At 36.4% G+C, this 3,928-nt stretch carries 4 protein-coding genes; all 4 read left to right on the top strand.

All coding sequences use genetic code 11. The features are described from left to right. The first annotated feature begins 2 nt into the window (after positions 1–2). The 4 genes from uvrA to AB1630_10950 are packed head-to-tail and all read left to right on the top strand — an operon-like array spanning position 3 to position 3,280. Positions 3–2,756 carry an excinuclease ABC subunit UvrA gene (gene uvrA / locus AB1630_10965; protein MEW6104312.1) on the top strand — a complete coding sequence of 918 codons (2,754 nt, stop codon included), beginning with the start codon at positions 3–5 and terminating at the stop codon, positions 2,754–2,756. A 20-nt stretch (positions 2,757–2,776) separates the two neighbouring features. Further along, positions 2,777–2,914 (top strand): hypothetical protein, encoded by a 138-nt coding sequence (locus AB1630_10960; protein ID MEW6104311.1) that lies wholly within the window; start codon positions 2,777–2,779, stop codon positions 2,912–2,914. Positions 2,915–2,961: 47 nt separating this feature from the next. Next, complete coding sequence (locus tag AB1630_10955; protein ID MEW6104310.1) at positions 2,962–3,102, top strand: hypothetical protein; 141 nt, start codon at positions 2,962–2,964, stop codon at positions 3,100–3,102. A 4-nt stretch (positions 3,103–3,106) separates the two neighbouring features. Further along, on the top strand, positions 3,107–3,280 hold the full coding sequence (locus AB1630_10950; GenBank protein MEW6104309.1) for a hypothetical protein: 174 nt from the start codon (positions 3,107–3,109) through the stop codon (positions 3,278–3,280). The last annotated feature ends 648 nt before the right edge of the window (positions 3,281–3,928 follow it).

The raw sequence follows: 3,928 nt of genomic DNA, 5'->3' as shown, positions 1-3,928 counted from the left end.
TTATGAAAGAAAACATTATCATTAAAGGTGCTAGGGAACATAACCTTAAGAATATTGATGTAGAAATCCCAAGGAATAAGCTCACAGTAATCACCGGGCTTTCTGGCTCTGGAAAGTCATCTTTGGCTTTTGACACATTATATGCCGAGGGCCAAAGAAGGTATGTTGAATCCCTATCTGCTTATGCCAGGCAATTCCTAGGTCAGATGGAAAAGCCAGATGTTGACTATATTGAAGGGCTTTCTCCTTCAATATCCATTGAGCAGAAGCCAATAAGCAAAAACCCAAGGTCAACGGTGGGGACAATAACAGAGATTTATGACTATTTAAGGCTCCTTTTTGCAAGGATTGGAAAGCCATATTGCTATAAGTGCAAAAAGCCCATAAGGAAGCAAAGCCCATCAGAGATTGCTGACCAATTGGAGGCATTACCTTGTGATACCAAAATCACTATCCTTTCTCCCCTTGTCTCTTCCAAGAAGGGTGAGCATAAGGAGATTATAAGGTTTGCAAAAGAGGAGGGATTTGTAAGGGCAAGGATAGATGGAAGGATGGAGGATCTCTCACAAAATTTAAGGCTTGATAAGAATAAAAAGCATAGCATTGAGGTTGTGGTTGATAGAATAATAATTAAAGAGGGGATAAGAAAGAGGCTTTCTGATTCTGTTGAGACAGGGGTAGCCCTTTCAAAGGGAAGGCTTATTGTGATAGCAGGAAATGAGGAGCTTATTTTCTCGTCTGAGCTATCCTGTCCAGATTGCTCTGTTTCCTATTCTGAAATATCTCCCAGAATATTCTCATTTAACTCACCATATGGTGCCTGTCCTAATTGTGAAGGCTTGGGTTTTAAGATGGAGATTGACCCAGAGCTTGTTGTTGATAAGAATAAAAGCATCTGGTCTGGTGCTATTAAACCCTCCCTTTCACTGCGATATAGACCAGAGAATAAAATTGAGGAGCTATCAAGGAAATATGGTTTTAAGCCAAATCTTCCATTTGGAAAATTGCCTCAAAATGTGCAAAATTTCTTTCTATATGGAGATGGTTGGTATAGTGAGGGAATAATCCAAAACTTAGAAAGAAGATATAGGGAGACAAAATCAGAATATATAAGGAATGAGATTGAGGGATATATGAGCTATATCCCTTGTTCTACTTGCAAGGGAGCAAGGCTAAAGGAAGAGAGCCTATCCATTCTTATTGATAATAAATCCATTGCACAAATTACAGGTTTCTCTATTGCTTCAAGCTTATCATTCTTTTCAAACCTTAAATTAAGCGAATCCGAAAGCCTTATTGCATCTTTGATAATTAAAGAGATAAAAGCAAGGCTCTCCTTTCTTGTTAATGTTGGACTGGATTACCTTACATTGGATAGGCCTGCATCAACCCTATCAGGTGGTGAGGGTGAGAGAATTCGGCTTGCAACACAAATAGGAAGTGGCTTGGTTGGTGTTTTGTATATCCTTGATGAGCCATCCATTGGCTTGCATCAAAGGGATAATGAGAGGTTATTACAAACCCTAAAAAACTTAAGGGACTTAGGAAATACCGTGGTTGTTGTAGAGCATGATGAGGAGACAATAAGGTCTGCTGATTTTGTTATAGACCTAGGCCCTTCTGCAGGAGAGGGTGGAGGATATATTGTTGCTTCTGGCTCTTGTGATGAGATTATAAACAATGAAAAATCCCTAACAGGCGCATATCTATCTAAAAGAAAGTATATTGATGTTCCAAAGAAAAGAAAGAAGGGATGTAGGTTTCTTAAGATAAATGGGGCATCCCACAATAACCTTAAGAATATAGATGTCTCAATTCCACTTGGTGTCCTTACCTGTATTACCGGTGTATCGGGAAGTGGAAAATCAAGTCTTGTCTCTGAGACGTTGTATCCTGCATTATCTTCCATATTGCACCATTCTTTAATAAAGCCAGGTCATTATGAGGGCTTATCTGGCATTGAATTTATAGATAAGGTAATAAACATAGACCAGTCTCCAATAGGAAGGACACCCCGTTCTAACCCTGCAACATATACGGGATTATTTACACCAATAAGAGAGCTATTCTCTTTGCTACCAGAATCCAGGGCAAGGGGGTATAATCCAGGAAGGTTTAGCTTTAATGTTTGTGGTGGAAGGTGTGAGCCTTGCTGTGGAGAGGGTGTAAAGAAGATTGAAATGTTCTTTCTTGCTGACCTTTATATCCCCTGTGAAGTCTGCAAAGGAAAGAGGTATAACAGAGAGACATTAGAGATAAAATATAAAGGAAAAAATATTGCTGATGTTCTGGATATGACGGTTGATGTTGCCCTTGATTTTTTTAAAAATATCCCACAAATTAAGCATAAATTAGAGGTTTTATCTGATGTTGGACTTGGATATATAAAGCTTGGACAACCGGCAACCACTCTATCAGGTGGAGAGGCACAAAGGGTTAAGCTTTCCGAGGAATTATCCAAAAGGCAGACAGGAAATACCCTCTATCTTTTGGATGAACCAACCACCGGGCTACATTTTGAGGATATAAAAAGGCTATTGGATGTATTAGCCAGATTGCGTGATATGGGAAACACCATTGTGGTCATTGAGCATAATATGGAGGTTATAAAAACAGCCGATTACATTATTGACCTAGGCCCAGAGGGAGGGGATGAGGGTGGCTATATTGTTGCCTCTAGTATTCCAGAAGAGATAGCCTTAAACAAAAATTCATATACGGGGAGGTTTTTAAAAAAATACCTAAACAATAAATAAAAATCCCTTATATCATATCAATGGCAGCCGATATTTATATAAATGTTATCTTCCTTAAAACAGGTGAGATAATTGCCCAAAAGAATGCGATTGATATAGCAGGGGCTGGCTTTACTAAGGAGCAAGCAAGCATAAATGCCCTAAAAAAATCTGTATAAATCATCAAAGAGGGAATTTTTGAACAAATGAAATAGGAGGTGAAAAAATGCCTCCAAATAATACCAAACAGGCTTTGATTCCCCAATCAGCTAAAATTATTCCTAACCCAATAAGCACAGCCTGTGGGATAATTCTAGAAAAAGGAGAAAAAATTATTATTGCTATGCCAGGGGTAGGTAGAGAGTAGAGAAATGGAGGTAATGATAAAAAAGTCAGTAATTCCTTTTTTGAAAGAAAAATGTGGAGCTAATCAGGCAATAATCAAATCCAAAATTTTAAGAACATATGGTATTTCTGAATCTAAATTAGAGTTAGAAATCAAAGACCTTCTGAAAAATCAGAATAATCCTACTATTGCATTGTAACGCAAATTATTAAAGGAAAGAAATTCAATTAAAAATTAGCAATGCAAAACTCAAAATGCAAAATGAACTTTACGGTAATTTTGAATTGATAATTGCTAATTTTGCATTGGACATTGAAATTACTCCTTCGTGGTTTAATCTCTTTTAGTCTAACTGTATATTGCAACAATTTATGCAAGATACTATAAAAAGCAAAAAGACATTATTTAACTTTTAATGTTCCAATGCAGTAGTTATATCAGGCACAAGGGAAATCCTTTGCCTTTGTTGCTTGAAAAAATAAAGGGCTTTCCCGATAATATATTGGTTGGCTTTACTTAGAATAGGAATAAAGGGCAATATGAAATTATCTTCGTATTGATTTATGATAGATTTACATTGTATAATAAGACTATAAACACAACAAAATTAAAATCAGTTATTTAAGATGAAAATTTGTAATAAGGGAGGTTAAGGTGCCTGACTTAAAATACAAAACTGAACTAAGTAAAATTTTAGAGACATTGCCTGAGATAAAAATTATTGGTAACTATTCAGTATATCGTATTTTATATGTTTGGCTGTTTTAAAATTCATCCATTCTATAATAAATCCCAAATCCCAAGTTCAAATGTCAAAAAAATGTCCAATTTCCAATGTCCAATATCA

It is taken from the genome of bacterium, assembly GCA_040753555.1.
Lineage (GTDB): Bacteria > UBA9089 > UBA9088 > UBA9088 > UBA9088 > JBFLYE01.
This window is presented reverse-complemented; position numbering and strand designations above follow the sequence as displayed.

Excerpts from the sequence above, each read along its gene's own strand:
- uvrA (MEW6104312.1), top strand. The coding sequence starts at position 3 with ATGAAAGAAAACATTATCATTAAAGGTGCTAGGGAACATAACCTTAAG.
- AB1630_10960 (MEW6104311.1), top strand. The coding sequence starts at position 2,777 with ATGGCAGCCGATATTTATATAAATGTTATCTTCCTTAAAACAGGTGAG.
- AB1630_10955 (MEW6104310.1), top strand. The coding sequence starts at position 2,962 with ATGCCTCCAAATAATACCAAACAGGCTTTGATTCCCCAATCAGCTAAA.
- AB1630_10950 (MEW6104309.1), top strand. The coding sequence starts at position 3,107 with ATGGAGGTAATGATAAAAAAGTCAGTAATTCCTTTTTTGAAAGAAAAA.